At 70.0% G+C, this 23,639-nt stretch carries 24 protein-coding genes; 3 read left to right on the top strand and 21 right to left on the bottom strand.

All coding sequences use genetic code 11. The features are described from left to right. Positions 1-6: 6 nt before the first annotated feature. The 7 genes from alr to AB0K36_RS01065 form a co-directional block, all read right to left on the bottom strand. A complete protein-coding gene (alr, locus tag AB0K36_RS01095) occupies positions 7-1,206 on the bottom strand; it encodes an alanine racemase (RefSeq protein ID WP_364586524.1) in 1,200 nt (399 codons plus the stop codon). Positions 1,207-1,319: 113 nt separating this feature from the next. Next, positions 1,320-2,762 carry an NAD(P)H-hydrate dehydratase gene (locus tag AB0K36_RS01090; protein ID WP_364586521.1) on the bottom strand — a complete coding sequence of 481 codons (1,443 nt, stop codon included), beginning with the start codon at positions 2,760-2,762 and terminating at the stop codon, positions 1,320-1,322. A 207-nt stretch (positions 2,763-2,969) separates the two neighbouring features. Continuing rightward, the gene (locus AB0K36_RS01085) at positions 2,970-3,338 is read right to left on the bottom strand and encodes a holo-ACP synthase (protein WP_005313448.1); all 369 of its coding nucleotides are present in this window, start codon (positions 3,336-3,338) and stop codon (positions 2,970-2,972) included. Positions 3,339-3,345: 7 nt separating this feature from the next. Beyond that, positions 3,346-5,193 carry a glutamine--fructose-6-phosphate transaminase (isomerizing) gene (glmS, locus tag AB0K36_RS01080; protein WP_364586518.1) on the bottom strand — a complete coding sequence of 616 codons (1,848 nt, stop codon included), beginning with the start codon at positions 5,191-5,193 and terminating at the stop codon, positions 3,346-3,348. Between the two features lie 70 nt (positions 5,194-5,263). Then, positions 5,264-6,025: a hypothetical protein gene (locus AB0K36_RS01075; RefSeq protein ID WP_364586515.1), complete on the bottom strand. Its 762-nt coding sequence runs from the start codon at positions 6,023-6,025 to the stop codon at positions 5,264-5,266. A 131-nt stretch (positions 6,026-6,156) separates the two neighbouring features. Continuing rightward, complete coding sequence (locus tag AB0K36_RS01070) at positions 6,157-6,969, bottom strand: ABC transporter permease (protein WP_364586512.1); 813 nt, start codon at positions 6,967-6,969, stop codon at positions 6,157-6,159. Next, positions 6,966-8,000 (bottom strand): ATP-binding cassette domain-containing protein, encoded by a 1,035-nt coding sequence (locus tag AB0K36_RS01065; protein WP_364586509.1) that lies wholly within the window; start codon positions 7,998-8,000, stop codon positions 6,966-6,968. The genes AB0K36_RS01070 and AB0K36_RS01065 overlap by 4 nt, the downstream gene beginning before the upstream one ends. 173 nt (positions 8,001-8,173) lie before the next feature. Between AB0K36_RS01065 and coaA the strand changes: the two genes are divergently transcribed. Beyond that, positions 8,174-9,169: a type I pantothenate kinase gene (gene coaA, locus AB0K36_RS01060; RefSeq protein WP_364586506.1), complete on the top strand. Its 996-nt coding sequence runs from the start codon at positions 8,174-8,176 to the stop codon at positions 9,167-9,169. An 11-nt stretch (positions 9,170-9,180) separates the two neighbouring features. Beyond that, complete coding sequence (locus AB0K36_RS01055) at positions 9,181-10,128, top strand: DUF389 domain-containing protein (RefSeq protein ID WP_364586503.1); 948 nt, start codon at positions 9,181-9,183, stop codon at positions 10,126-10,128. A 96-nt stretch (positions 10,129-10,224) separates the two neighbouring features. Here the strand turns inward: AB0K36_RS01055 and glmM are convergent, their stop codons facing one another. From glmM to AB0K36_RS01035, 4 genes are all read right to left on the bottom strand, one after another. Further along, the gene (gene glmM, locus AB0K36_RS01050) at positions 10,225-11,583 is read right to left on the bottom strand and encodes a phosphoglucosamine mutase (RefSeq protein ID WP_364586500.1); all 1,359 of its coding nucleotides are present in this window, start codon (positions 11,581-11,583) and stop codon (positions 10,225-10,227) included. A 136-nt stretch (positions 11,584-11,719) separates the two neighbouring features. Continuing rightward, positions 11,720-12,238 carry a 30S ribosomal protein S9 gene (gene rpsI, locus AB0K36_RS01045; protein ID WP_053557020.1) on the bottom strand — a complete coding sequence of 173 codons (519 nt, stop codon included), beginning with the start codon at positions 12,236-12,238 and terminating at the stop codon, positions 11,720-11,722. A gap of 42 nt (positions 12,239-12,280) precedes the next feature. Continuing rightward, positions 12,281-12,724, bottom strand: coding sequence for a 50S ribosomal protein L13 (rplM, locus tag AB0K36_RS01040; protein ID WP_005313471.1), 444 nt, complete (start codon positions 12,722-12,724; stop codon positions 12,281-12,283). 261 nt (positions 12,725-12,985) lie between these two features. Beyond that, positions 12,986-14,608, bottom strand: a complete 1,623-nt coding sequence (locus AB0K36_RS01035; protein WP_364586495.1) for an ABC-F family ATP-binding cassette domain-containing protein — start codon at positions 14,606-14,608, stop codon at positions 12,986-12,988. A gap of 56 nt (positions 14,609-14,664) precedes the next feature. On the opposite strand from AB0K36_RS01035, the gene AB0K36_RS01030 reads away from it, so the two are divergent. Continuing rightward, a complete protein-coding gene (locus AB0K36_RS01030; protein ID WP_364586492.1) occupies positions 14,665-15,645 on the top strand; it encodes a hypothetical protein in 981 nt (326 codons plus the stop codon). Between the two features lie 680 nt (positions 15,646-16,325). Here the strand turns inward: AB0K36_RS01030 and truA are convergent. The 10 genes from truA to secY all read right to left on the bottom strand — a co-directional run bounded on the left by truA (position 16,326) and on the right by secY (position 23,592). Further along, entirely contained in the window at positions 16,326-17,186 is an 861-nt protein-coding gene (gene truA / locus AB0K36_RS01025; RefSeq protein WP_364586489.1) for a tRNA pseudouridine(38-40) synthase TruA, read from the bottom strand. Between the two features lie 80 nt (positions 17,187-17,266). Continuing rightward, positions 17,267-17,767 carry a 50S ribosomal protein L17 gene (rplQ, locus tag AB0K36_RS01020; protein ID WP_364586486.1) on the bottom strand — a complete coding sequence of 167 codons (501 nt, stop codon included), beginning with the start codon at positions 17,765-17,767 and terminating at the stop codon, positions 17,267-17,269. Between the two features lie 107 nt (positions 17,768-17,874). After that, positions 17,875-18,897 (bottom strand): DNA-directed RNA polymerase subunit alpha, encoded by a 1,023-nt coding sequence (locus AB0K36_RS01015; protein WP_003956430.1) that lies wholly within the window; start codon positions 18,895-18,897, stop codon positions 17,875-17,877. Positions 18,898-19,038: 141 nt separating this feature from the next. Beyond that, on the bottom strand, positions 19,039-19,443 hold the full coding sequence (gene rpsK / locus AB0K36_RS01010) for a 30S ribosomal protein S11 (protein ID WP_003956432.1): 405 nt from the start codon (positions 19,441-19,443) through the stop codon (positions 19,039-19,041). Positions 19,444-19,511: 68 nt separating this feature from the next. Continuing rightward, positions 19,512-19,892: a 30S ribosomal protein S13 gene (gene rpsM, locus AB0K36_RS01005; protein ID WP_159688557.1), complete on the bottom strand. Its 381-nt coding sequence runs from the start codon at positions 19,890-19,892 to the stop codon at positions 19,512-19,514. Between the two features lie 193 nt (positions 19,893-20,085). Next, positions 20,086-20,199, bottom strand: coding sequence for a 50S ribosomal protein L36 (gene rpmJ / locus AB0K36_RS01000; protein WP_003956441.1), 114 nt, complete (start codon positions 20,197-20,199; stop codon positions 20,086-20,088). 57 nt (positions 20,200-20,256) lie between these two features. Continuing rightward, the gene (infA, locus tag AB0K36_RS00995; RefSeq protein ID WP_003956442.1) at positions 20,257-20,478 is read right to left on the bottom strand and encodes a translation initiation factor IF-1; all 222 of its coding nucleotides are present in this window, start codon (positions 20,476-20,478) and stop codon (positions 20,257-20,259) included. A 184-nt stretch (positions 20,479-20,662) separates the two neighbouring features. Beyond that, entirely contained in the window at positions 20,663-21,499 is an 837-nt protein-coding gene (gene map / locus AB0K36_RS00990) for a type I methionyl aminopeptidase (RefSeq protein ID WP_364586483.1), read from the bottom strand. 108 nt (positions 21,500-21,607) lie between these two features. Then, complete coding sequence (locus AB0K36_RS00985) at positions 21,608-22,273, bottom strand: adenylate kinase (RefSeq protein ID WP_364586480.1); 666 nt, start codon at positions 22,271-22,273, stop codon at positions 21,608-21,610. Continuing rightward, the gene (secY, locus tag AB0K36_RS00980; RefSeq protein ID WP_307707795.1) at positions 22,273-23,592 is read right to left on the bottom strand and encodes a preprotein translocase subunit SecY; all 1,320 of its coding nucleotides are present in this window, start codon (positions 23,590-23,592) and stop codon (positions 22,273-22,275) included. The genes AB0K36_RS00985 and secY overlap by 1 nt, the downstream gene beginning before the upstream one ends. Between the last annotated feature and the right edge of the window lie 47 nt (positions 23,593-23,639).

Raw genomic sequence — 23,639 nt, 5'->3', positions numbered from 1 at the left:
GCTCTCCTAGTCGTGGGAGTCGTGCGAGTCGTGGGCCTGTTCCTCCGGGCCTTCGTTCAGATAGACGCGCGGGACCCGGGTTCCGATCCGTGTGACGATCTCGTACGCGATGGTGTCTGCGGCCTGTGCCCAGTCCTCGGCGGTCGGCTCGCCCCGGTCGCCGGGACCGAACAGGACGGCCTCCGTGCCCTCCGGAACCGTCGCCCCGCCCAGATCGACGACGAACTGGTCCATCGCGACCCGTCCGGCCACCCGCCGCCACTCGCCCGCGACCAGGACAGGACCGCGGCCGGAGGCGTGCCGGGGAATGCCGTCCGCGTAGCCCACGGGGATCAGGCCGAGGGTCGTCTCACCGTCCGTGACGTAGTGGTGGCCGTAGCTGACGCCGTGGCCGCCGGGAACGTGCTTGACCAGGGCGACGGACGCGGCGAGCGTCATCACCGGACACAGCCCGAAGTCGGCCGGGGTGCCCAGCTCCGGGGCGGGCGAGATGCCGTACATCGCGATGCCGGTGCGGACGAGGTCGAAGTGCGACTCGGGGATCGTGAGCGTCGCCGGGGAGTTGGCCATGTGCCGGACCTCGGGCTCGATGCCGGCCTTCTCCGCGTGGTCCACCATGTCGCGGAAGACGGCCAGTTGGGCGGCGATCGAGGGGTGGCCCGGTTCGTCGGCGCAGGCGAAGTGGGACCACAGACCGGTGACCTGGACGAGCCCGTCGTCCTCCGCCGTCCGGGCGGCGGCGACCAGCTCGGGCCAGTCGGCGGGCTGGCAGCCGTTGCGGCCCAGACCCGTGTCGGCCTTGAGCTGGACACGGGCGGGGCGGCCGGCCGCCTTCGCCGCGGCGGTGACCTCCTCCAGCGCCCACATGCCGCTCACGGACATGTCCAGGTCCGCCTCGATGCCCTCACGCCAGGGGCCTCCGGGCGTCCACAGCCAGCACATGATCCGGCTCTCCACACCCGCCGCGCGCAGCGCGAGCGCCTCGTGGGGCGTGGCCGTACCGAGCCAGGTCGCGCCGGCCGCGAGCGCCGCGCGGGCGCACGGCACCATGCCGTGGCCGTACGCGTCGGACTTCACGACGGCCATCAGCGCGGCGCGCGGCGCGCGGGCGCGCAGGGCACGCACATTGGCGCGCAGGGCCGCGAGGTCGATCTCGGCCCGCGCGCGCAGTGGTGCGGAACGGCTGCTCGGTGCTGTGTGACTCATCGCGCCCAGTGTCTCAGAGCCGTACGGCCGGATCCGTACGGCAGGCGGTCGCGTGCGTCACTCGGGGTGCGCCGGCCGGGCCGCCGTGGCCCTCGGGCCGGCGCCGCGCCCCGTCAGGCCGCGCTCACGTCCCGCCACGCGGCCGGGAGCGCCTCGGCCACTTCGAGCGCCGTGATCGGCGTGCCGTGGGCCGCCGCGTGACGGGCCGCCAGACCGTGCAGATAGGCGGCTGCGGAACCCGCGTCGCGCGCGCCGAGACCGGCGGCCAGCAGGGAACCGGCCAGGCCCGAGAGCACGTCGCCGCTGCCGGCCGTCGCGAGCCACGAGGAACCCATCGGATTGACCCGGACCGGTGAGCTTTCCGCGTCGGGCGCGGCGACCAGGGTCGTGGAGCCCTTGAGGAGGACCGTCGCCCCGAACCGCGCGGCCAGCTCCCGCACGGAGTCGAGCCGCGAGGCCTCCACCTCCTCCCGCCCCACGCCGAGGAGCGCCGCCGCCTCTCCGGCGTGCGGGGTCAGCAGGGTCGGCGCCGCCCGGTCCCGGACGGCCGCGGCGTCCAGCAGGCGCAGACCGTCCGCGTCGATGAGCACCGGAACGTCGGACGCCAGCACCTCCTCCACCACACCGGCGTCGTCGCCGAGCCCCGGGCCGACGGCCCAGGCCTGGACCCGGCCGGCCTTCCCCGGGGGCCCCGCGTGCACCAGGCACTCCGGGAAACGGGCGATCACCGCGTCGGCCGCCGGGCCGACGTACCGGACGGCCCCCGCGCCGCCGCGCAGCGCGCCGGCGACGCAGAGCACGGCCGCCCCCGGATAGCGCGCGGACCCGGCGACGACCCCGACGACTCCGCGCCGGTACTTGTCGCTCTCCGCGGCCGGCACCGGCAACATCCTGGCCACGTCGGCGTGTTGGAGAGCCTCCAGCGCGGGCACGGAAGGCAGATGCTCCTCGAGCCCGATACCGACGAGCCGCACGGTGCCCGCGTACTCCTTCGCCGGGTCGATGAGCAGCCCCGGCTTGTACGTCCCGAACGTGACGGTCGCGTCCGCGCGGAGCACCTCGCCCCGCACCTGGCCCGTGTCGGCCTCGACACCGCTGGGCAGATCGACCGCCACGATGACGGCGTCGGAACCGCGGGCCGCGCGGGCCACGGGCACGGCGTCCTGGCGCAGCCCGCCCCGTCCGCCGATGCCGGTGATCCCGTCCAGCACCAGGTCGGCGGAGGCGAGCACCTCGAACGGGTCGTCGGCGACCCGCCCACCGGCGGCGAGCAGCGCCGCGAGACCGCCCTCGTGGACGCGGTCGCGGGCGAGCGGCACGGCGACGACCCCGGCGCCGCGGCGGGCCAGCCGGGCCCCGGCGTACAAGGCGTCACCGCCGTTGTCGCCGCTGCCCACGAGCAGGACGACCCGGGCCCCGTACACCCGCCCGAGCAGCCCGGCGCAGGCCGCGGCCAGTCCGGCGGCGGCCCGCTGCATGAGCGCCCCCTCCGGTAGCCGGGCCATGAGCTGTGCCTCGGCGTGCCTCACGGTCTCCACGCTGTACGCAGTACGCATGCCCCGAGTCTGCCGCAGCACACGCCACGGCGCGCGGCCACCCCGCACAAGTGCGCCACCCGCGACCGGAGTTACGTCCCGGCCCGCCGGGCCGCCCGGCCGCAGTTGCGGGCTGCCGCGCCGCCCCGGTGCGGGCCCCGCCCGCACGGCGATGCGGGCCGCTCCGGGCCGGGCCACAGCCCGCGTACGGCCCCGCAGGGTTGCGGCTCAGCCCTCCGCGATCACGACCGCCGAGGCGATTCCCGCGTCGTGGCTGAGCGACACGTGCCAGGAACGCACGCCCAGTTCGGCCGCGCGGGCGGCGACCGTGCCGTGGACACGCAGCAGCGGCCGGCCCGAGTCCTCCACGTACACCTCCGCGTCCGTCCACAGCAGGCCCGCAGGTGCGCCGAGCGCCTTCGCGAGCGCCTCCTTCGCGGCGAACCGCGCCGCGAGCGAGGCGTAGCCTCTGCGCTCACCGCTCGGCAGCAGCAACTCCCGCTCCAGGAAGAGCCGCTCGGCCATGCCCGGTGTCCGCTTCATGGACGCGGCGAAGCGTTCCACCTCCGCCACGTCGATCCCCACCCCGATGATCATCCGACGCTCATTCCACCGTCACGGACTTGGCCAGGTTCCGCGGCTGGTCCACCTCGTTGCCACGGGCCGTGGCGAGCTCGCAGGCGAAGACCTGCAGCGGCACCGCGGCCACCATCGGCTGGAGCAGGGTCGGCGTCGCCGGGATCCGCACCAGATGATCGGCGTAGGGCACGACCGCCTCGTCGCCCTCTTCCGCGATCACGATGGTCCGGGCGCCGCGGGCGCGGATCTCCTGGATGTTGGACACGATCTTGTCGTGCAGCACCGAACGCCCGCGGGGCGACGGCACGACGACCACCACGGGCAGGTCCTTCTCGATCAGCGCGATCGGCCCGTGCTTGAGCTCACCCGCGGCGAACCCCTCCGCGTGCATGTAGGCCAGCTCCTTGAGTTTCAACGCGCCTTCCAGCGCCACGGGATACCCCACATGACGCCCCAGGAACAACACCGTGTTCTTGCCGGCGAGGGAGCGCGCGAGCTCCCGTACCGGCTCCATCGTCTCCAGCACCCGCTCGACCTGTCCGGAGATCTGCGCCAGGTCCCGGACGACGGCCCTGATCTCGTCGCCCCACTTGGTTCCGCGCACCTGCCCCAGGTAAAGGGCGACCAGGTAGCAGGCCACCAACTGTGTCAGGAACGCCTTGGTGGAGGCGACCGCGACCTCCGGTCCGGCATGGGTGTACAGCACGGCGTCCGACTCGCGGGGGATCGTCGACCCGTTGGTGTTGCAGATGGCCAGCACCCTGGCCCCCTGCTCACGGGCGTGCCGCAGCGCCATCAGGGTGTCCATGGTCTCGCCGGACTGCGAGATGGCGATCACCAGCGTCCGCTGGTCCAGGATCGGGTCCCGGTAGCGGAACTCGCTCGCCAGCTCGACCTCGCAGGGGATACGGGTCCAGTGCTCGATGGCGTACTTGGCGATCAGCCCGGCGTGGAAGGCGGTCCCGCAGGCGACGATGACGACCTTGTCCGCCTCACGCAGTACGGACTGCGGGATGCGCACCTCGTCGAGGGTCAGCGATCCCGACCCGTCGACGCGGCCGAGGAGTGTGTCGGCGACCGCCTTGGGCTGCTCGGCGATCTCCTTGAGCATGAAGTAGTCGTAGCCGCCCTTCTCGGCGGCGGAGGCGTCCCAGTCCACGTGGTAGGCCCGCACCTCGGCGGGCTCCCCGTCGAAACCGGTGACCGTCACCGCGTCCCGGCGGAGCTCGACCACCTGGTCCTGGCCGAGCTCGATCGCCGACCGTGTGTGGGCGATGAACGCGGCCACGTCCGACGCCAGAAAGGACTCGCCCTCGCCGACTCCCACCACCAGCGGGGAGTTGCGCCGTGCGCCGACCACCACGTCCGGCTCGTCGGCGTGCACCGCCACCAGCGTGAACGCGCCCTGGAGCTGCCTGCAGACCATGCGCATCGCTTCCGCGAGGTCACCGCAGGACGAGAACGACTCCGCGAGCAGATGCGAGACGACCTCGGTGTCGGTCTCCGACTCCAGGTCGTGTCCGCGCTCGGCCAGTTCGGCCCGCAGGGCGGCGAAGTTCTCGATGATGCCGTTGTGCACGACGGCCACGCGCCCCGCGTTGTCCAGGTGAGGGTGCGCGTTCGCGTCGGTGGGACCGCCGTGCGTGGCCCAGCGCGTATGGCCGATGCCGGTGGAACCGCTCGGCAGCGGACGGTCCCCCAGTTCCTTCTCCAGATTGACGAGCTTGCCCGCCTTCTTCGCCGCCGCGAGCCCCCCGTCGGCGAGTACCGCGACTCCGGCCGAGTCGTAGCCGCGGTACTCGAGCCTCTTCAGCCCGGCGATGACCACATCGAGCGCCGACTGTCCGCCGACGTAACCCACGATTCCGCACATGTCGGCAGCCTACGGTTCCGGACCGGTGCGGGCAGTTCGGGTGGGCGCGCGAGTGGCCGGCCGAGGGGGGTCAGCCGAGCTTGGCCACCTGGGCGGCGATGACGGCCGTGGGCAGCGGCAGGTCGCCCTCGGGAGCGATCAGGTTGAACGACGAGAACGACACGAACGTGCCGCCCTTGCGCACGACCGCCACGTTGAACGGCAGCTTCTCGCCGTCCTGCTCGGCGGTCATCGTCCACGCCACGGCCTCGTCGCCGCCCGAGACCTTGGCCTCGGTCATCTTGACGATCTTCTGATCCGTGCTGGCCATCGTCATGGCGAAGCCACCGGCGCAGGCGGTCCCCGCGCCCTTGAGCGCGGCGAACGCGTCAGCGGCCCCTTCGCCCTCGTACGAGGAGAGCGCGACGAGCGACGTCGTGATGTCGAAGGCGCCTTCGATCGCGCCGTCCTTGCCGGCGTCCTTCACGTCGGGCTCCGCGGTGGCCCTCCGCTTGACCGTCGCCGCCGGCGCCCCCATGGGCGTACCGGCCACGGCCCGGGCCAGCGGCTCGCACTCGGCCTTCTCCGTCTTGACGTCCTTGGCCGCGATGTCGTCCTGCGGGCCGGCCTTCACGATCTTGTGCGCCTTGACGTCACCCTCGGCGAGCGCGAGCTTGTCCAGTTCGGCCGCGGTCAGCGCCTTGGCCGCGGGCTCCGCGGCAGCGGAGTCTTTGCCCTTGCCCTTCTCGTTCGTCCCCCCGTCGGAACCCTCGCCACCGCAGGCGGTGACCAGGAGAACCAGTGCGGCCGCGGCGGCGGCCAGAGCAGTACGGCGTACAGCGGTGCTTCGCATGTGCGGTTTTCCTCGCGTGATCGCAGCGACCCCTCCCGAGGCGACGGCTCACGCCTGTCCCGCCCCGAATCGCTGCTGGTGAGCCGTACGATAGCCCGCCCCGCCGACACCGCCGCCGGGCCGCCCCCGGCTCACACCTTCGCCCGGTACGCCCGCATGGCCAGCGGATAGAACACCACGGTGATACCGGCCGCCCACACCAGCGACCACAGCACCGGCTCCGCGACCGGCCCGCCGAGCAGCAGCCCGCGGAACGCGTCGGACAGATGCGTCACCGGATTGACGTCGCTGAAGGCCTGCAGCCAGCCGGGCATCGTGTCGACCAGCACGAAGGCGCTGCTGGTGAACGTGATCGGGAAGATCAGCGTGAAGCCGAACGCCTGCACCTTCTCCGCGTCTCCCGCGAGCATCCCGATGAGCACGGCGCTCCACGACACGGCCGCCGCGAACACCACCAGCAACAGCGCGCCGAGCAGGAAGCCGCCGAGCCCGCCGGTCACGCGGAAGCCGAGAAGCAGCCCGAGACCGATCATCAGCAGCATGGCCCACACATGCTTCGCGAGGTCCGCGGTGATACGGCCGACGAGCGGGGCGGAGCGCGCTATGGGCAGGCTGCGCAGCCGGTCGAAGACGCCTTTGGTGAGGTCGGTGTTCAGCGCCATGGCCGTGTACATGGTCATGAAGAGAGTGTTCTGCACGATGATCCCGGGCAGCGCGTACTTCAGATACGCCTCCGGGGAGCCGGCCATCTGTCCGCCCAGGACATAGGTGAACAGGAAGACGAACATGATCGGCGTGATGCTGTAGTCGACCAGCTCCAGCGGATTGTGCTTGACCGCCACGAGACTGCGCCAGGCCATCGTGAACGTCTGCCTGATCCCGTCGAGCGGTTTCACCCGTCCCGACGACCGGCCGGGCGCGAGCGGCATCGTCGTCGCGGTCATGTCGAACTCACCGCCTTCTCCCTCTCGTTCCCGCCGACCGGCCGGCCGGCCTCTTCCGACTCGCGGGCGGACTCGTCCGGCTGGTCGGAGTCCCGCGCCGACTCGGCCCGGTGCCCCGTCAGCGCCAGGAAGACCTCGTCCAGGGACGAACGCCGGAGCGTCAGCTCGCCCACCGCTATCCCCTCGCGGTCCAGCCTGCGCACGACGGCCGGCATCAGCTCCGCGTCGTTGACCGGCACGGTGACGGACTCGCCCTCGGTCTGGGTCTGCGAACCGGCCGTCTCCGCCACCAGCGCGCGGGTGCGCGCGAGGTCCTCCGCGGCCACCGGCCTCACCTGGAGCACCTGGCCCCCCACTTCGGACTTCAGCGTGTCCGGTGTGCCCTCGGCGATGACCCTGCCCTTGTCGACCACCACGATGTCGTCGGCGAGCTGGTCCGCCTCGTTCAGATACTGGGTGGTCAGCAGCGCGGTCGCACCGTCGGCTATCAGGGCCCGGAGCATGTCCCACAGCTCCCCGCGGCTGTGCGGATCGAGGCCCGTCGTCGGCTCGTCGAGGAAGAGGATGCTCGGCCGGCCGACCAGGCTCGCCGCGAGGTCCAGCCTGCGCCGCATGCCTCCGGAGAACGTCTTCACGGCCCGTCCCGCCGCGTCGCCGAGCTGGAACCGGTCCAGCAGTTCGGCGGCTCGGGCCTTGGAGTCCCGTCTCGGCAGGCCGAGCAGACGGCCGATGAGCAGCAGATTCTCCGTGCCGGTGAGATTCTCGTCCACCGCCGCGTACTGCCCGGTGAGGCCGATGAGGGAACGCACCTTGCCGGCCTCGCGGACGACGTCGTGGCCTGCCACCGTCGCCCTGCCGCCGTCGGGGGTCAGCAGTGTGGCGAAGATCCGTACGGCAGTCGTCTTCCCCGCCCCGTTCGGCCCCAGCAGGCCGAGCACCGAGCCGGTGCGGGCCGCCAGGTCGACTCCTGCCAGCGCTTCTGTGTCCTTGAAACGCTTGACCAGTCCTTCCGCCTGGATCGCATAGGTCATGGGACAACCCTCCGGGTCCGCGGACGTCGCGGGTCGGCGCCCACCTCACCCATAACTGTGACCCACGCCACTGACATTCCATCGCGGAGGCGCCGCGGACCCCCAGGGGCGGGTCCGCTCCGCGTGACCGAGCACACCACCCATAACCGAGTCGCACGCACGACAATGTCCCTGTGATCACTTCGCCGCCACGAAGCGCCCAGCGCCGGGCCGAGCACGCGTCGACGCCTTACGTCGACCTCACCCGCGCGGAGTGGAGCGCCCTGCGCGAGAGAACCCCGCTGCCCCTCAGTGCCGAGGAGGTCGAGCAGCTCCGCGGGCTCGGCGACGTCATCGACCTCGACGAGGTGCGGGACGTCTACCTCCCGCTGTCCAGACTCCTGAACCTCTACGTCCAGGCCAGCGCCGGCCTCCGCGGCGCTCTCAACACCTTCCTCGGCGACGCGGGAGGCGGCCACGGCGAACAGCGCGGCACGCCCTTCGTCATAGGGGTCGCCGGCTCCGTGGCCGTCGGCAAGTCGACGGTCGCCCGGCTCCTCCAGGCCCTGCTCGCGCGCTGGCCGGAACATCCGCGGGTCGAGCTGGTGACCACCGACGGATTCCTGCTTCCCATGAAGGAGCTCGAGGCCCGCGGGCTGATGTCCCGCAAGGGCTTCCCCGAGTCGTACGACCGCCGGGCGCTGACCCGTTTCGTCGCCGACATCAAGGCCGGCAAGGACGAGGTCACGGCGCCGGTCTACTCCCACCTCATCTACGACATCGTCCCGGACGAGCGTCTGACCGTGCGCCGCCCGGACATCCTGATCGTCGAAGGGCTGAACGTCCTCCAGCCGGCGCTGCCCGGCAAGGACGGCCGGACCCGGGTCGGTCTCGCCGACTACTTCGACTTCAGCGTGTACGTCGACGCGCGGCCCGAGGACATCGAGACCTGGTACCTCAACCGTTTCCGCAAGCTGCGGGAGACGGCGTTCCAGAATCCTTTCTCCTACTTCCGGAAGTACACACAGGTCTCCGAGGAAGAAGCACTCGACTACGCCCGCACCATGTGGCGGACCATCAACAAGCCCAATCTGCTGGAGAATGTGGCCCCCACCCGGGGCCGCGCCACACTGGTGCTGCGCAAGGGCCCGGACCACAAGGTGCAGCGGCTGTCACTGCGCAAGCTCTAGGAGTCACCGCCGTGCTGCATCTGCGTCTGATCACCCCGGCCGACCGCACCGCGGAGGTGCTCGGCCTGCTCGAGAAGACCGTGGGTACCGCGCATCTCGCGGTCGTCCCCGGGGCGGCACGTGACCCGCAGGGCGACCTGGTGATGTGCGACGTGGCCCGTGAGGCGGGCGACGAGCTGCTCGCCGGACTGCGCGACCTCGGCATCGACGAATGCGGCTCCGTCGCCGTGGAGAACATCGACCTCTCGATGTCGCACCGCGCGGAGCGGGCCGAGAAGGCGGCACCCGGCGAGGGCGCGGACGCGGTCCTGTGGGAACAGCTCACGGACGCCACGCACGAGGAGTCCACGCTCAGCGTCACCTACATCGCGTTCCTCACGCTGGCGACGATGATCGCCGCCTGCGGTGTGGTGCTGGACAACGCGATCCTGATCGTGGGAGCGATGGCGGTCGGGCCCGAGTTCGGCCCGCTGGCCGGTTTCTGCACGGCCGTGATCCGCCGCGCCCCCCGGCTGGCGATGCGGTCATTGGTGGCACTGATCGCCGGTTTCGCCGCGGCGATGCTGGTGACGGTGGGCTTCAGCCTCTTCATGGACGCGGTGAACCTCTTCGAGCTGTCGATGCTGAAGGCGGAACGCCCCAACACCAGCTTCATCTACAACCCGGACTGGTTCTCCTTCGTCGTCGCCCTGCTGGCCGGGACGGCCGGGATGCTCTCGCTCACCTCGTCGAAGTCGGGCGCTCTCGTCGGCGTCGCCATCTCCGTGACCACGGTGCCCGCCGCGGCGAACGCGGCGGTCGCCTTCAGCTACAGCTACTACGGGCAGGCCTGGGGCTCGACCGAGCAGCTGCTGCTGAACCTGCTGGGCATCGTGCTGGCGGGGACGCTGACCTTGCTGGCCCAGAAGTTCTTCTGGGCCGGCAAGCGCCGGCGCGCCGCGCCCGTCGAGACCGGATGACACGGGCCCGGACCGGGTGACACCGGGCGCGGACACACGGACGCCCGGTCCGGGACACAGGTCCCTGACCGGGCGTACGCACTCCTACGGCGCGACTCAGCCGAGCGCGGACTTCACCACGTCGGCCAGCCGTCCCGCGACGCACCGGGCCTGCTCGATGTCGGCGGCCTCGACCATGACCCGGACGAGCGGCTCCGTGCCCGAGGGGCGCAGCAGCACCCGGCCGGTGGAGCCGAGCTCGCGCTCGGCCTCGGCGACCGCGTGCGAGAGTTCGGCCGAGGTCTGCACCCGGGACTTGTCCACGTCGGGCACGTTCACCAGGACCTGCGGCAGGCGCTCCATCACGCCGGCCAGGTCGGCCAGCGTCCGGCCCGTCGCCACGACCCGTGCCGCGAGCATCAGACCGGTCAGCGTGCCGTCACCGGTCGTGGCGTGGTCGAGCACGATCACATGGCCGGACTGCTCGCCGCCGAGGCCGAAGCCGTGCGCCTTCATCGCCTCCAGGACGTAACGGTCGCCGACGGCCGTCTGCACCAGCTCGACGCCCTCGCGCTCCATCGCCAGCTTGAAGCCCAGGTTGGACATCACGGTGGCGACCACGGTGTTGCCGCGCAGCGTTCCCGCCTCGCGCATGGCGAGCGCCAGCACGGCGAGGATCTGGTCCCCGTCGATCTCGTTGCCCTGCGCGTCCACCGCGAGGCAGCGGTCGGCGTCGCCGTCGTGCGCGATGCCGAGGTCGGCGCCGTGCTCGACGACGGCGGCCTTCAGCAGCTCCAGGTGCGTGGAACCGCAGCCCTCGTTGATGTTGAGGCCGTCGGGCTCCGCGCCGATCGTGACGACCTCCGCACCGGCCCGCGCGAACGCCTCGGGCGAGACGCGGGAGGCCGCACCGTGCGCCTCGTCGAGGACGACCTTGAGCCCGTCGAGCCGGTTGGGCAGCACGGCGATGAGGTGGGCGACGTACTTGTCGAAGCCCTCGTCGTAGTCCGTCACCCGGCCGACGCCCGAGCCCGTCGGCCGCTCCCACGGCTCGCCGGTGCGGTGCTGCTCGTAGACCTGCTCGATACGGTCCTCGAGCTCGTCCGCGAGCTTGTGGCCGCCGCGCGCGAAGAACTTGATGCCGTTGTCCGGCATGGCGTTGTGGCTCGCGGAGAGCATCACGCCGAGGTCGGCGCCGAGCGCGCCGGTGAGGTACGCCACGGCCGGGGTCGGCAGCACGCCGACGCGCAGCACGTCGACGCCCGCGCTCGCCAGGCCGGCCACGACGGCGGCCTCCAGGAACTCTCCGGATGCGCGGGGGTCACGGCCGACCACCGCGGTCGGGCGATGGCCCGCGAACGTGCCCGCTTCTGCGAGCACATGTGCCGCCGCGACCGACAGACCGAGCGCGAGCTCCGCCGTCAGATCCGCGTTGGCGACGCCGCGTACACCGTCCGTACCGAAGAGTCGTCCCACTGTTGTTCCTCCGAGAATGCTGAATGCTCGAACCGTTGTTCGCCCGAGGCAGTCGATAGACGAACGCCCCGGCAGCACGGAGTGCCGCCGGGGCGAACGAGAAGCCGTACAGGATGTCTGCAGGCCAGCGTGCGATTTAGCGCTTGCTGTACTGCGGGGCCTTACGGGCCTTCTTGAGACCGGCCTTCTTGCGCTCGACCGCACGGTCGTCGCGGGAGAGGAAGCCGGCCTTCTTGAGGGCGCCGCGGTTGTTGTCCACGTCGGCCTCGTTCAGCGCGCGGGCCACACCGAGGCGCAGGGCGCCGGCCTGGCCGGACACGCCGCCACCCGAGATACGGGCGATGACGTCGTAGCGGTTGTCGAGCTCGAGCACCTTGAAGGGCTCGTTGACTTCCTGCTGGTGCACCTTGTTCGGGAAGTAGTCCTCGAGGGTGCGACCGTTGATCTTCCACTTGCCGGTGCCCGGAACGATCCGGACGCGGGCAATGGCGTTCTTGCGACGGCCCAGGCCGGCGGCCGGCTGCGGGTCGCCGAAGCGGGACGCCATGGACTCGGTGGTGTACTCACCCTCGACCGGGGCGTCCGACTCGAAGGTGGTGACCTCCGCGTAGGTCTCTTCGCCCTCGACGGGGGTCTCAACAGTGGTCTCGGCCACGATTCTCCTCAGATTTCTTTTCGTCTTAGGGGGTGGCCGGAACTACTGCGCGACCTGGGTGATCTCGAACGGGACCGGCTGCTGAGCAGCGTGCGGGTGCTGGTCACCCGCGTAGATCTTCAGCTTCGAGAGCATCTGACGGCCCAGGGTGTTCTTGGGGATCATGCCCTTGATGGCCTTCTCCACAGCCTTCTCCGGGCTCTTGGCAAGAAGCTCGTCGTAGCGGACGGAACGCAGACCACCCGGGTAACCGGAGTGGCGGTACGCCATCTTCTGAGTCTTCTTGTTGCCGGAGAGGTGGACCTTCTCGGCGTTGATGATGATGACGAAGTCGCCCATGTCCATGTGCGGGGCATAGGTCGGCTTGTGCTTGCCCCGGAGGAGGTTCGCTGCCGTAGTCGCCAGACGGCCCAGGACGATGTCCTGCGCGTCGATGATGTGCCACTGGCGCGTGACATCGCCGGGCTTGGGGCTGTACGTACGCACGGTCGTAGCCTTCGCTTCTTCAGTGAGTGTGGTCCTGACAAGGCCACCCGGACGATCACGACAGCCCTGGCGGCACGCGGGGACGCAACCCGAATGCCTGCCGCTGGTCATCGGCCCGGTGGACCGGCGTAAGGGCCCCTCACGTGAGATAGAGCAAGCCAATACGCATAACGAACCAGCAGAATACCCGTCTGCCCCCTGGCGGGTCAAAACGGGTCCACGGCCCCCGTCACGCGGGAGCAGGAAGACCCTCCCGGCGGGCTATCGCACCCGCTCCACCCGCCGCTCGTCCCACACCGGCTCCGGCGTCTCGCGGACCACCCCGTCCGAACCGAAGACCAGGTACCGGTCGAAGGAGCGCGCGAACCAGCGGTCGTGCGTCACGGCCAGCACCGTGCCGTCGTAGACCTCCAGCCCCTCCTGGAGCGCCTCCGCAGACTCCAGGTCCAGGTTGTCCGTCGGCTCGTCGAGCAGCAGGGCCGTGGTCCCCGCGAGCTCCAGCAGCAGGATCTGGAAGCGCGCCTGCTGTCCGCCGGAGAGCTTCTCGAAGGGCTGGTCCCCCTGGCGCTCCAGCTCGTAGCGCCGCAGGACCGACATCGCCCCGCCCCGGTCCTTGGCGTGCTCGGTCCACAGGATGTCGACGAGCGTGCGGCCCAGCAGCTCGGGGTGGGCGTGGGTCTGGGCGAAGTGCCCGGGCACGACCCGTGCACCCAGTTTCCACTCCCCCGTGTGGGCCACCGAGGCGTCGCCCGCCAGCAGCCGCAGGAAGTGGGACTTGCCCGATCCGTTGGAACCGAGGACCGCCACCCGCTCCCCGTAGAAGACCTCCAGCGAGAAGGGCTTCATCAGACCGGACAGCTCCAGTCCCTTGCAGGTCAGCGCGCGCACACCGGTGCGTCCGCCCCGCAGCCGCATCCTGATGTCCTGCTCCCTCGGCGGCTCCGGCGGCGGGCCCGCCTCCTCGAACTTCTTGAAGCGGGTCTGCATCGCCCGGTACCGCGAGGCCATGTCCGGGCTGTTCGCCGCCTGCTGCCGCAGCCGCAGCACCAGCGCCTTCAGCCGGGCGTGCTCCTCGTCCCAGCGCCGCTTCAGCTCCTCGAAGCGCGCGAAGCGCTCCCGTCGCGCCTCGTGGAAGGTGGCGAAGCCGCCGCCGTGGATCCACACGTCGGATCCGGCCGGCCCCGGCTCCACCGCGACGATCCGCTCCGCCGCCCTGGCCAGCAGCTCCCGGTCGTGGGAGACGAACAGGACGGTCTTGCGGGTCTCCTTCAGCCGGTCCTCGAGCCAGCGCTTGCCCGGCACGTCCAGATAGTTGTCCGGCTCGTCGAGCAGCAGCACCTCGTCGGGGCCGCGCAGCAGCGCCTCCAGCACGAGCCGCTTCTGCTCGCCCCCGGACAGGGTCCGCACCTGGCGCCACTGCGCCTTCTCGTACGGCATCCCGAGCGCCGCCGTGGTGCACATGTCCCAGACGGTCTCCGCCTCGTACCCGCGCGCCTCCGCCCAGTCGCTCAGCGCCTGCGCGTACCGCATCTGCGCAGCCTCGTCGTCGACCGTCATGATCGCGTGCTCCGCGGAGTCCACCGCGGCCGCCGCCTCCCTGATCCGCGGCTGGGCCACGGACACCAGGAGATCGCGGACGGTGCGCTCGTCCCGCACGGAGCCGACGAACTGCCGCATCACGCCGAGTCCGCCGCTGACGCTCACCGAACCGCCGTGCGGCTGGATCTCCCCCGCGATCAGCCGCAGCAGCGTGGTCTTGCCGGCGCCGTTGGCCCCCACCAGCGCCGCCACCGCGCCCTCGCCGACCCGGAACGAGGCGTCGGCGAGGAGCGGACGCCCGTCCGGCAGGTAGTACTCGAGATGCGCGGCCTCTACATGTCCCATGGGGCCGATTCTGACTGCCGGGACCGGTCCCGCCCAACAGGTTTAGGATGCGCGGCATGAGCTTTGGGCAGGGGGGACCACAGTGGGGGTCCGGCGGACAGGACCAGAACCCGTACAACCAGGGCCAGTACGGACAGAACCAGTACGGCCAAGGACCGGGCCGGTACGGGCAGAACCAGTACGGCCAGGACTCCTTCGATCCGTTCGGCGACCGGTCGGGCAATGACGGCACGCCCGACTGGGCCGCGCTCGCCGACGCCTCGGCCGCCCGTGCCCGCCGCAGGCGCTGGCTCATGGTCGGCGGCGGCGCACTCGCGACCGCGCTCATAGCCGGCGCCGTCGCCACCGCCATCGTCTCGTCCAACAAGGACGGCGACGACACCGCCTCCGACAAGAACAGCAGCCAGCTCCCCGCGCCGCCGGAACTGCCGCAGAACACCACCGCGCCGGAGCCGTCCTTCTCCTCCGTGGCGCCGCTGCCGCCCCCGGACCCCAAGGACTTCATCTCCGAGCGCAAGAAGGACACCCTGCCGCTGAGCGCCGAGACGCTGTTCCCCGGCAGGAAGCTGACGATGGGTGACCGCGTCTACGACAAGGGCGCGCTGGCCCGCACCGGCAACTGCGCCTCCGCCGTCAAGGGCGCCCTTGCGACCGCCCTCGAAAGCAACGGCTGCGAGCAGGTCTTCCGCGCCACCTACAGCAAGGACGGCATCGCGGTCACCATCGCCGTCGCCACCTTCGAGAACGAGGCGAAGGCGAAGAAGGCCCTCCAGCAGGCGTCGGGCAGCGTCGTGCCGCTGGCGGGCGCGGGCGTGCCCGCGTTCTGCAAGGGCGGCCCGGTGTGCCGCTCCACCTTCAACTCCTACGGCCGCTACGCCTACTTCACGACCACCGGCTACACCAAGGCCAAGTCCGTCACCAAGCAGGACACCAAGGCCTTCCAGACCGGCGACGACCTGGGCGAGTTCACGTTCCGCCAGATCGTCCGCCGCGGCGAGGCACAGGCCTCCGCGGCGGCCTCCGCCCCGGCGCAGTAGCGAGCGAGCGCGCGTGACGTCGCGCTCCCGCGCGCAGCGACGCTCGCACCGTCGGGGTCACGCTCCCCAGGGGTGAGTCTCGCGGCCACCGGCCCGTCCGCGCCGACGGGATCGCGGAACTCACCGCGGCACTCGGCGGAGCCCTGTGGTTCTGGGCGCGCGGCCGCCGCACCGCCTGCCCCCGTACGCCGGAGGGGGCGAGCGCCACCGGCGCCCGCCCCCTCCTTCATGTCATTGCCCTCACAGCGGCCGTCAGGCCGCCCTACGCCGCCTTGCCACGACGAGGAGGACGCCACCCGCCACGACCGCCGCCGCAGCGCCCACACCGGCCACCAGCGCCGACGAACCCGTCGAGGCCAGGCCTCCGTTCGCGGACCCGGTGGCCGAGCCGCCGGTCGACCCGCCCGTGGCGGTCCCGGCCGAAGAGCCACTGGTCGACCCGCCCGTGACGGTCCCGGCCGGCCGAGTAGCCGCTGCAGCCCTCCGGCTTCGACGTCACCTTGGTGCCGGCCGGCACTGTGAACTCGACCCGCCACGATGGTGCCCCAGAGGTACAGGTCGGTCGAGCGGGTGCAAGGGCCCGCCTTCTCCAAGGCGACCGACGGCCCTGTCCCGCGCGTGAACGTGAGGCCGTCCCGCAGCCGTTCGCGCGCGGCGGGGGTTGCCCGGGGAGCCCCGATTCAGCAGCAGCCCGCCGACAGGCCCGGCAGCGAACGCCTGTTGCGCGCTTCCTTGTTCCGCGCGGCGAGCAACTCGTCCGCCGGGTAGCCGACTTCCTCCAGCGTCAGCCCGTGCGGGCGCACCACGTGGACCGCCGAGTCGCGCACACCGGCGGCCAGGACCTTCGCCGGCCACTCGGCGGACCGGTGGCCGTCGCCGACGAACAGCAGCGCGCCGACCAGCGAGCGCACCATGTTGTGGCAGAAGGCGTCGGCCTTCACGGTCGCGGTGATGACGCCGGACGCGTCGCGTTCCCACGACAGTTGCTGGAGCGTGCGGATGGTCGTCGCGCCGTCGCGCTTCTTGCAGTACGCCGCGAAGTCGTGCTCCCCGACCAGCCCGGCCGAGGCCTCGTTCATCGCGGCCACGTCCAACGGCCAGTCGTGCCACAGCACATGACCGCGCAGCAGCGGGTCGACGCCGCCGGGGTTGTCCGTCACCCGGTACGCGTAACGCCGCCAGATCGCCGAGAAGCGCGCGTTGAACCCCTCGGGCGCCTCCGCCACGCTCCAGATCCGCACATCGCGCGAGAGCCGGCCGGCCAACCGCTTGAGCAGCTTCTCCCGGTGCTCCGCCCACAGCTCCACGGGCAGGTCCACGTGCGCCACCTGGCCGCGCGCGTGCACCCCGGCGTCGGTGCGTCCGGCGACGGTCAGCTCGTACGTCGTCCGCGAGCGCGTGACCGTGCGCAGGGCGTCCTCGATCTCGCCCTGCACGGTCCGCCGTCCGCCGGCCTGCTTCGCCCAGCCGGAGAAGTCCTTGCCGTCGTACGAAAGATCCAGCCGCACCCGTACGAAGCCGGGCTCCACCTCGTCGCTCACGCGATCCATCCTCTCAACTCACGCGGAACGGGCCCGCCCCCAGTGGGGAACGGGCCCGCTCGACGAACCTGAAATCAGGCTCAGGCGTCCTTCGACTCCTCGGCAGACTCCGCCGGAGCCTCCTCGGACGTGGCCTCGGCGGCCTCGTCCTTCTTGAGGGCGTCTTCCTTGACCGCGCGCTTGGCGGCAGCCTCGGCCTCGGCCACGGTCGCCTTCTTCGCGATCTCGCCCTCGACGAGCTCGATCACGGCCATCGGGGCGTTGTCGCCACGACGGTTGCCGATCTTGGTGATACGGGTGTAGCCACCCGGACGCTCGGCGTAACGCGGAGCGATCTCGGTGAAGAGCGTGTGCACGATGCCCTTGTCCGTGATCGTCTGCAGCACCAGGCGACGGTTGTGGATGTCGCCCTTCTTCGCCTTGGTGATCAGGCGCTCGGCGACCGGACGCAGGCGGCGGGCCTTGGCCTCGGTCGTGGTGATGCGGCCGTGCTCGAACAGCGACTTCGCCAGGTTCGCGAGAAGAAGCTTCTCGTGAGCGGCGCTGCCACCGAAACGGGCTCCCTTGGTGGGACGCGGCATGGGGTTTCTCCTTGTGATCTGCACCGGCCGTATCAGGTACCGGTGTCAGTTCCCTCCTGGCGGTCGCCGGAGGGGGTGCGGGGAGCCGGGGCTCCCCGCAAGCCTTCTCAGTACTGCTCGGTCTCGACGAAGCCCGCGTCCGCGTCGTCGTCGGCGCCGAAGGCGTCGGCGGCGGCGGTCGGGTCGAATCCGGGCGGGCTGTCCTTGAGGGCCAGGCCCATGCCGGCCAGCTTCGCCTTGACCTCGTCGATCGACTTCGCACCGAAGTTGCGGATGTCGAGCAGGTCGGCCTCGGAGCGCGCCACGAGCTCACCCACGGAGTGGATGCCCTCACGCTTGAGGCAGTTGTACGAACGAACGGTGAGCTCGAGCTCCTCGATCGGCAGCGCCAGGTCGGCGGCGAGGGCGGCGTCCGTGGGGGACGGGCCCATGTCGATGCCCTCGGCGTCGATGTTGAGCTCGCGCGCCAGACCGAACAGCTCGACCAGGGTCTTACCGGCGGACGCCATGGCGTCACGCGGGCGCATGGCCTGCTTGGTCTCGACGTCGACGATCAGCTTGTCGAAGTCGGTGCGCTGCTCGACTCGGGTCGCCTCGACCTTGTAGGTGACCTTGAGGACCGGCGAGTAGATGGAGTCGACCGGGATACGGCCGATCTCCTGGCCCACCTGCTTGTTCTGCACGGCGGAGACGTAGCCGCGGCCGCGCTCGACGGTCAGCTCCATCTCCAGCTTGCCCTTGCCGTTGAGCGTGGCGAGCACCAGGTCGGGGTTGTGCACCTCGACACCGGCCGGCGGGGCGATGTCAGCAGCGGTGACCAGGCCGGGACCCTGCTTGCGCAGGTACATCACGACCGGCTCGTCGTGCTCCGAGGAGACGACCAGCTGCTTGATGTTCAGGATGAGGTCGGTGACGTCCTCCTTGACGCCCGGCACGGTGGTGAACTCGTGCAGGACACCGTCGATGCGGATGGACGTGACGGCCGCACCCGGGATCGAGGAGAGGAGCGTACGGCGGAGCGAGTTGCCGAGGGTGTAACCGAAGCCCGGCTCGAGGGGCTCGATCACGAACCGCGAGCGGTACTCGTCGACGACCTCTTCGGTCAGCGAGGGACGCTGAGCGATAAGCATGGTGTGTTTCCTTCAGTCATGGATGCCCGCTATTTGACACCCGACAGGTACTGCGTACTGCAAGGGTACGGGCGGTACGTCCCACAAGGGACCTACCGCCCGAAAGCCCTACGTCGACCAGGATGCGTCACGCACCCAGGGTCAGACGCGCCTCCGCTTGGGGGGACGGCAGCCGTTGTGCGGCGTGGGGGTGACGTCCTGGATCGAGCCGACCTCGAGGCCGGTGGCCTGGAGGGAGCGGATCGCGGTCTCACGGCCGGAGCCGGGACCCTTGACGAAGACGTCGACCTTGCGCATGCCGTGCTCCTGCGCGCGGCGGGCGGCCGACTCGGCGGCCATCTGCGCGGCGAAGGGGGTGGACTTGCGCGAGCCCTTGAAGCCGACGTGGCCGGCGGAGGCCCAGGAGATCACGTTGCCGCTCGGGTCCGTGATGGACACGATCGTGTTGTTGAACGTGCTCTTGATGTGCGCGTGGCCGTGAGCGACGTTCTTCTTTTCCTTGCGGCGCACCTTCTTGGCAGCGCCCTGACGACCCTTGGGGGGCATCTATAACTCCTACGGGGAGGTGGTCGGTCCTACAGCGAAGACCGCTGGTAAAGCGAGTCCGCTGAGGACTACTTCTTGCCCGGCTTCTTCTTACCGGCGATGGCGCGACGCGGGCCCTTGCGGGTACGAGCGTTCGTGCTGGTGCGCTGACCGTGGACCGGCAGGCCGCGGCGGTGACGCAGACCCTGGTAGCAGCCGATCTCGACCTTGCGGCGGATGTTGGCCTGGATGTCGCGGCGGAGGTCACCTTCCGTCTGGAAGTTGACATCCACGTACTCGCGAATCTTGACCAGGTCCTCTTCGGCCAGGTCACGAACGCGGACGTTCGGGTCGACACCGGTGGCGGCGAGGGTCTCCTGCGACCGGGTGCGCCCGATGCCGAAAACGTAGGTGAGGGCGACCTCAATACGCTTGTCGCGCGGGAGGTCAACGCCTTCAAGGCGTGCCATTCATGGCTCCTGATGTAGTCGGAGGTCTTCCGCAGAGCCGTTCCGTGGCCGCCGCCCCTTGAACAAGAGAGGGAGGTACGGACCAGGTCCCCGGCCTCCACCGGAGGTGTCGCCGACCGTAGTCAGGCGGGCTCTGCGTATGTACGTATTTACGTGCGTCGCGCGATGAACTGCGAGTGCAGGTGGTCGTGCGTCAGCCCTGGCGCTGCTTGTGGCGCAGGTTGTCGCAGATGACCATGACCCGGCCGTGACGGCGGATCACCTTGCACTTGTCGCAGATCTTCTTGACGCTCGGCTTGACCTTCATGGGATGTGAGGTTCTCCGGGTCAGTGCCGACACCCCGCGAGGGGGGTGCGACAAGATCTACTTGTACCGGTAGACGATCCGGCCACGCGTCAGGTCGTACGGGGAGAGCTCCACGACGACCCGGTCGTCCGGGAGGATACGGATGTAGTGCATCCGCATCTTGCCGGAGATGTGCGCGAGGACCTTGTGACCGTTCTGGAGCTCCACCTTGAACATGGCGTTCGGGAGGGACTCGATCACGGTGCCCTCGATTTCGATGGCACCTTGCTTCTTGGCCACGCTTCGCCTTTCGAATCGGCTACCTTGATCGACTCTCGTCACCGCGTGCGGACACACGGGTACACGAGAGCCGACGCATCAGTCTACGTCAGGCCATTCGAAAAGACGAATCCGGCAAGTGTGCCCAACGTGAGAGATCGTTAAGCGGCGTGCGCGCCCGAAGACGCGCCGCGGCCGCTACGCGTCAGGCAAGGGGGTCCGGTGCCGCCGTGATGCCCAGCTCCGCCAGCTTCGCCTTGCCGCCGTCGTGGGCGGTCAGGACCAGCGGACCCTCCTCCGTCAGCGCGACCGAGTGCTCCCAGTGCGAGGACCAGGTGCCGTCGGTGGTGATGACCGTCCAGTCGTCGGAGAGGACCTCCGTGTGCGGCGTGCCGAGCGACACCATCGGCTCGATGGCCAGGCAGAAGCCGGGGACCAGCTTGGGGCCCTTGCCGCGCTTGCGCGAGACGTAGTTCAGCAGGTGCGGGTCCATGTGCATCTCGGTGCCGATGCCGTGGCCGCCGTAGTCCTCGATGATCCCGTACTTGCCGGTCGCCGGACGCGGCTGGCGGCGGATGTAGGTCTCGATGGCGCGGGAGACGTCGATGAGCCGGTTGCCGTTCTTCATCGCGGCGATGCCGGCCCACATCGACTCCTCGGTCACCCGCGACAGCTCGAGGAGCTCCGGAGCGTGACCGCTGCCCACGAAGGCCGTGTAGGCGGCGTCCCCGTGCCAGCCGTCGACGATGGCGCCGCAGTCGATGGAGATGATGTCGCCGTCCTTGAGGACGGTCGTCTCGTCCGGGATGCCGTGGACGACGACCTCGTTGACCGAGGTGCAGATCGTCGCGGGGAAGCCCCCGTAGCCGAGGAAGTTCGACTTCGCTCCGTGATCGGCGATCACCTTGCGGGCGACCTCGTCGAGGTCCTTGGTCGTGGCGCCGGGCACCGCGGCCTTGCGGGTCGCGTCGTGGATGGCGGCGACGACCAGTCCCGCCTCGCGCATCTTCGCGATCTGCTCGGGGGTCTTGATCTGCACCATTGCGGCGGGCGCCTTTCTGGACAAGTGGTTCCGGGCTTATCAACGATACGGCCGCGGCGTCCGAAGGACACCGCGGCCGTAACTCTCGAGAAACTGCTTCGCAGGTGCTCAGGCCTGGGCGGCCTTGTCCACCTGGAGGGCCTCCATCGCCCGGGCGGTCACGTCGGTGACCTTGCCGAGCGCGGAGATGGTGACCACCAGGCCCTGCGACCTGTAGTAGTCGATGATCGGCTCGGTCTGCGTGTGGTAGACCTCGAGCCGCTTGCGGACCGTCTCCTCCGAGTCGTCGTCGCGCTGGTACAGCTCGCCGCCGCACTCGTCGCAGACGCCCTCGGTCTTGGCCGGGGAGTACGTCACGTGGAAGACGTGCGCGCTGTTGTTGCGGCACACACGGCGTCCGGCGATCCGCTTGACGACCTCGTCCTCGGGGACCTCCAGGTCGAGCACGGCGTCCAGCTGGACGCCCTCGCCCTTCAGCATCCCGTCCAGCGCCTCGGCCTGGCCCACGTTGCGCGGGAAGCCGTCGAGCAGGAAGCCGCCCACGGCGTCCGGCTGGGACATGCGGTCCTTGGCCATCCCGATGGTCACCTCGTCGGGGACCAGGTTGCCGGCGTCCATGTACGCCTTGGCCTGCTTCCCCAGCTCGGTGCCCTGGGAGATGTTGGCGCGGAACAGGTCGCCCGTGGAGATGTGCGGGATCGACAGGTTCTTGGCGAGGAACGCTGCCTGCGTCCCTTTCCCGGCACCGGGCGGTCCGACGAGGACGATTCGCATCAGCGGAGGAACCCTTCGTAATTGCGCTGCTGGAGCTGGCTCTCGATCTGCTTCACGGTCTCCAGACCCACACCCACGATGATGAGGATGCTCGTCCCGCCGAACGGGAAGTTCTGGTTCGCGCCTCCGAAGCCTGCCAACGCCATCGTCGGGACAAGAGCAATCAGACCCAGGTACAGCGAGCCCGGCCAAGTGATCCTGTTGAGCACGTAGCTCAGATACTCGGCAGTAGGTCGACCAGCCCGGATACCCGGGATGAAGCCACCATACTTCTTCATGTTGTCCGCGACTTCCTCGGGGTTGAACGAGATCGCCACATAGAAGAAGGCGAAGAACACGATCAGAAGGAAGTACGTGATGATGTAGTAGGGGTGATCGCCCTTGACGAAGTGGGCTTCGATCCAGGTTTTCCACCCGGACTGCGAGTTCGAGAACTGCGCGACGAGCGCCGGGATGTAGAGCAGCGACGAGGCGAAGATGACGGGAATCACACCCGCCTGGTTCACCTTGAGCGGGATGTATGTGGACGTACCGCCGTACGACCTGCGACCGATCATCCGCTTCGCGTACTGCACCGGGATGCGCCGCTGGGCCTGCTCGACGAAGACGACCAGCGCCACCATCACGAAGCCGATCAGGATGACCGTGCCGAACTCGATCCAGCCCTGGGCGAGCTTGCCGCTCTCCTTGATCGCCCACAGGGCGCCCGGGAAGCCGGCGGCGATCGAGATGAACATCAGGATCGACATGCCGTTGCCGATGCCGCGGTCGGTGATGAGCTCACCGAGCCACATGACGGCCGCGGTACCGGCGGTCATGGTGACGACCATCACGATGGTGGTGAAGATCGAGCGGTCCGGCACGATCTCGTTGCCGACCGGGCAGCTGGCGAAGAGCGCGCCGCTCCGGGCGGTGGCGACGAGGCCGGTGCCCTGCAGCACCGCGAGCGCCACCGTCAGGTAACGCGTGTACTGCGTGATCTTCGCCGTGCCGGACTGACCCTCCTTCTTGAGGGCCTCCAGCCGCGGGATGACCACGGTCAGCAGCTGCAGGATGATGCTCGCCGTGATGTACGGCATGATGCCGAGCGCGAAGATGGTGATCTGCAGCAGCGCTCCGCCGCTGAACATGTTCACCAGCCCGAACAGGCTGTTGTTGCCCTTCGTGGCCGCGTCGACACAGATCTGGACATTCTGATAACTGACACCGGGTACCGGGATGTGTGACCCGAGTCGGTACAGAACGATGATGGCCAGTGTGAAGAGCAGCTTCTTGCGCAGGTCGGGCGTCTTGAACGCCCGGGCGAACGCGGTGAGCACGGTGCCTCCTGCGACCCCCGCGCTACTGCGTCAGAGGTGACGGTCTT

It is taken from the genome of Streptomyces kurssanovii (assembly GCF_040677245.1).
Taxonomy (GTDB): domain Bacteria; phylum Actinomycetota; class Actinomycetes; order Streptomycetales; family Streptomycetaceae; genus Streptomyces; species Streptomyces kurssanovii.
Note: the sequence above shows the minus strand (reverse complement) of the source record. Positions and strands in the feature narration are given on the sequence as shown.

Coding starts and splice junctions, on each gene's coding strand:
- AB0K36_RS01085 (WP_005313448.1), bottom strand. CDS start 3,338: ATGATCATCGGGGTGGGGATCGACGTGGCGGAGGTGGAACGCTTCGCC.
- AB0K36_RS01090 (WP_364586521.1), bottom strand. CDS start 2,762: ATGCGTACTGCGTACAGCGTGGAGACCGTGAGGCACGCCGAGGCACAG.
- AB0K36_RS01015 (WP_003956430.1), bottom strand. CDS start 18,897: ATGCTTATCGCTCAGCGTCCCTCGCTGACCGAAGAGGTCGTCGACGAG.
- rpsM (WP_159688557.1), bottom strand. CDS start 19,892: ATGGCACGCCTTGAAGGCGTTGACCTCCCGCGCGACAAGCGTATTGAG.
- AB0K36_RS01030 (WP_364586492.1), top strand. CDS start 14,665: ATGAGCTTTGGGCAGGGGGGACCACAGTGGGGGTCCGGCGGACAGGAC.
- AB0K36_RS01070 (WP_364586512.1), bottom strand. CDS start 6,969: ATGACCGCGACGACGATGCCGCTCGCGCCCGGCCGGTCGTCGGGACGG.
- rplQ (WP_364586486.1), bottom strand. CDS start 17,767: ATGCCGCGTCCCACCAAGGGAGCCCGTTTCGGTGGCAGCGCCGCTCAC.
- AB0K36_RS00985 (WP_364586480.1), bottom strand. CDS start 22,273: ATGCGAATCGTCCTCGTCGGACCGCCCGGTGCCGGGAAAGGGACGCAG.
- alr (WP_364586524.1), bottom strand. CDS start 1,206: ATGAGTCACACAGCACCGAGCAGCCGTTCCGCACCACTGCGCGCGCGG.
- AB0K36_RS01075 (WP_364586515.1), bottom strand. CDS start 6,025: ATGCGAAGCACCGCTGTACGCCGTACTGCTCTGGCCGCCGCCGCGGCC.
- map (WP_364586483.1), bottom strand. CDS start 21,499: ATGGTGCAGATCAAGACCCCCGAGCAGATCGCGAAGATGCGCGAGGCG.
- rpsK (WP_003956432.1), bottom strand. CDS start 19,443: ATGCCCCCCAAGGGTCGTCAGGGCGCTGCCAAGAAGGTGCGCCGCAAG.
- rpmJ (WP_003956441.1), bottom strand. CDS start 20,199: ATGAAGGTCAAGCCGAGCGTCAAGAAGATCTGCGACAAGTGCAAGGTG.
- AB0K36_RS01035 (WP_364586495.1), bottom strand. CDS start 14,608: ATGGGACATGTAGAGGCCGCGCATCTCGAGTACTACCTGCCGGACGGG.
- AB0K36_RS01065 (WP_364586509.1), bottom strand. CDS start 8,000: ATGACCTATGCGATCCAGGCGGAAGGACTGGTCAAGCGTTTCAAGGAC.
- glmS (WP_364586518.1), bottom strand. CDS start 5,193: ATGTGCGGAATCGTGGGTTACGTCGGCGGACAGTCGGCGCTCGATGTG.